The 2,124-nt window shown below is 41.9% G+C and carries 2 protein-coding genes; one reads left to right on the top strand and one right to left on the bottom strand.

Features of this window, described 5'->3' with window-relative positions; all coding sequences use genetic code 11:
- Window positions 1-498: 498 nt before the first annotated feature.
- Entirely contained in the window at window positions 499-1,029 is a 531-nt protein-coding gene (locus tag IQR33_RS14950; protein WP_193837979.1) for a type II secretion system protein, read from the top strand.
- A 49-nt stretch (window positions 1,030-1,078) separates the two neighbouring features.
- On the opposite strand, the gene IQR33_RS14945 is transcribed toward IQR33_RS14950, so the two are convergent.
- Entirely contained in the window at window positions 1,079-2,059 is a 981-nt protein-coding gene (locus tag IQR33_RS14945) for a chemotaxis protein (RefSeq protein ID WP_025767840.1), read from the bottom strand.
- Between the last annotated feature and the right edge of the window lie 65 nt (window positions 2,060-2,124).

The following is a 2,124-nucleotide window of genomic DNA, read 5'->3' as shown; positions in this document are numbered from 1 at the left end:
AGAGCCAAGAAATATCAAACCTATTGCAAGGAAGTTTATCGAATCGAATTCCATTTAGATTATTCTTATATTTGAAAAATAAACACAAAACCAAAGCACATTCACATGGTGAATACCTCAGGCATACTGCGATATGAATTCCGCGTAGCATTCATCAAAGTGAATAAAAAGACAATCCATTTGTGCGGTTCGCCCTCATTTGCATTTTGTATTTCATTCCGCTGATGTACATGTTTGCTTACATCGAAGAGGATTCATGCTCGCCTGTTCACGCAGCATTTCTTCAGCGGAATTAATGACCTCTTAAAATCTAGCAGAATTAGACCCGTGAATTCTCCATTGCATTTAATGGATTCAGTCAATTAGTGCGGCGTCGGTATAGCACTTTACAACTCACCTCTTTATACTACTGATCGATTTATCATTACCGTGCTTATTTACACAATAAACAAGTGTACGGTCAGTGTTTTTCTACCTTTAACTTGCTGTGAAAATAATATGAAAAAACAAACGGGATTTACTCTAATAGAGTTTGTCGTAGTTATTGTCGTGCTCGGTATTCTTGCTGTCACTGCCGCGCCACGCTTTTTAAACCTTCAAAGCGATGCACGTGAAGCACGTTTGGAAGGAATGAAAGGCGCTATTGCGTCAGCATTAGGCGTGGGTTATGGGAAAATGGCGATTGCGGGATTGGAAAGCAAGCCTTACGTTTCAAACTTCGTAGACAGTGCTTTAATGGCAGATTTACCATTTGACGGCTGTAATATTGGTGGTTCAAAGCGCTGTGTTTTTTTATATGGATATCCTGATTCTGATAGCGAATCGATGAAGTTACTCGTGCAAGGACTGAACGAAGAAGACTCGGATTGGAAAACATTTCATCACCCGGCTGGTTCAACAACTCGCGAAATGGTCATTGCTGCAGCCGACGAAAAAAGAGCTAGCCTTACACAATGCGGAATTTTATATGGGCCGCCGCAGACTCCAAACGAGAGTTACACCTTAGAGATTCTTCCCTGCCCTCAATAAAAATAAGGCTGCCAATCGGCAGCCTTATTTGCTTCATCTGATCGGTTTTTTACGCAAAGTTAAACACGTATTTATCCATCATATTCACCATGCGGCCAATCTCTGGCTTGGTAATCGTATCATTTGCGCCAAGAGATAGTGCTTTCGCTCGGTTATCCTCACTCATCAATGACGAGAACATAATGATCGGCATTTCATAAAACGCTTCGGTATCTCGTAGTCTCTTCACTAAGTGCATACCATCCATTCGAGGCATTTCTACGTCCGTAACCACCGCATCTAATAGCTCTTTAACTGGCAAGTTTTCTTCTTTCGCGACCTCGATCAAGCTCATCAACTTCTCATGCGCCTCACCACCGTCTTTACATGTGATCACATTGTAACCTGAAGAAGCTAATGTATCTTGGATCAAAGAGCGAATAAATGCTGAGTCATCCACCACCATGATCGTTTTAGCATTACGCTTACCGACCATTCTCTGGTTGAGATCCACCGACTTGTCCCCTTTCACATCGTATTTTTCCATACTCAGTTCTGGGTTGATGTCTGCGATGATTTTTTCAAAGTCGAGAATCATGATCAGGTTGCCTTCTTTACGGACAACGGCTACTACACAATCTTGTTCGCCCGCTTCCAAAAACTGACTTGGTGATTCCACATCATTCCAAGAGATGCGATGAATACGCGAAATGCTGTCAATTAAGAAGCCATTGGTCATTTTGTTGAAATCCGTAACGATTACAAACTTGCGCTCCAGATCTTGTCGTGTTGGCACACCTAACCAACCAGCTAAATCCACTAAAGGCGTCAGTACATCTCTGGATGAGAACACACCAATCATATGAGGTTGTGCGTTTGGATAATCGGTTGTTTCTGGCACGCGAATCACTTCTCGTACTTTCGCAACGTTAATGCCGTAATAACAAGTTTTTGTGCTGCCATCTGGCAATGTTTTTTCTAAATGAAACTCGATGATTTCAAGCTCATTGGTACCACTTTCTGTCAAAATGGTGCTGGTTACGTTACTCATAAAGCCAATTATCCAACCAAAAATACGCATCAGAAAAAGTTTGATGCAAACGCCATGAGAAGCCA

This window comes from Vibrio sp. OPT46, assembly GCF_015163535.1.
In the GTDB taxonomy this organism is placed as follows: domain Bacteria; phylum Pseudomonadota; class Gammaproteobacteria; order Enterobacterales; family Vibrionaceae; genus Vibrio; species Vibrio alginolyticus.
This window is presented reverse-complemented; position numbering and strand designations above follow the sequence as displayed.

Bases quoted from the DNA above. Each gene is read 5' to 3' on its own strand.
- IQR33_RS14950 (WP_193837979.1), top strand. From the start codon at position 499: ATGAAAAAACAAACGGGATTTACTCTAATAGAGTTTGTCGTAGTTATT.
- IQR33_RS14945 (WP_025767840.1), bottom strand. From the start codon at position 2,059: ATGAGTAACGTAACCAGCACCATTTTGACAGAAAGTGGTACCAATGAG.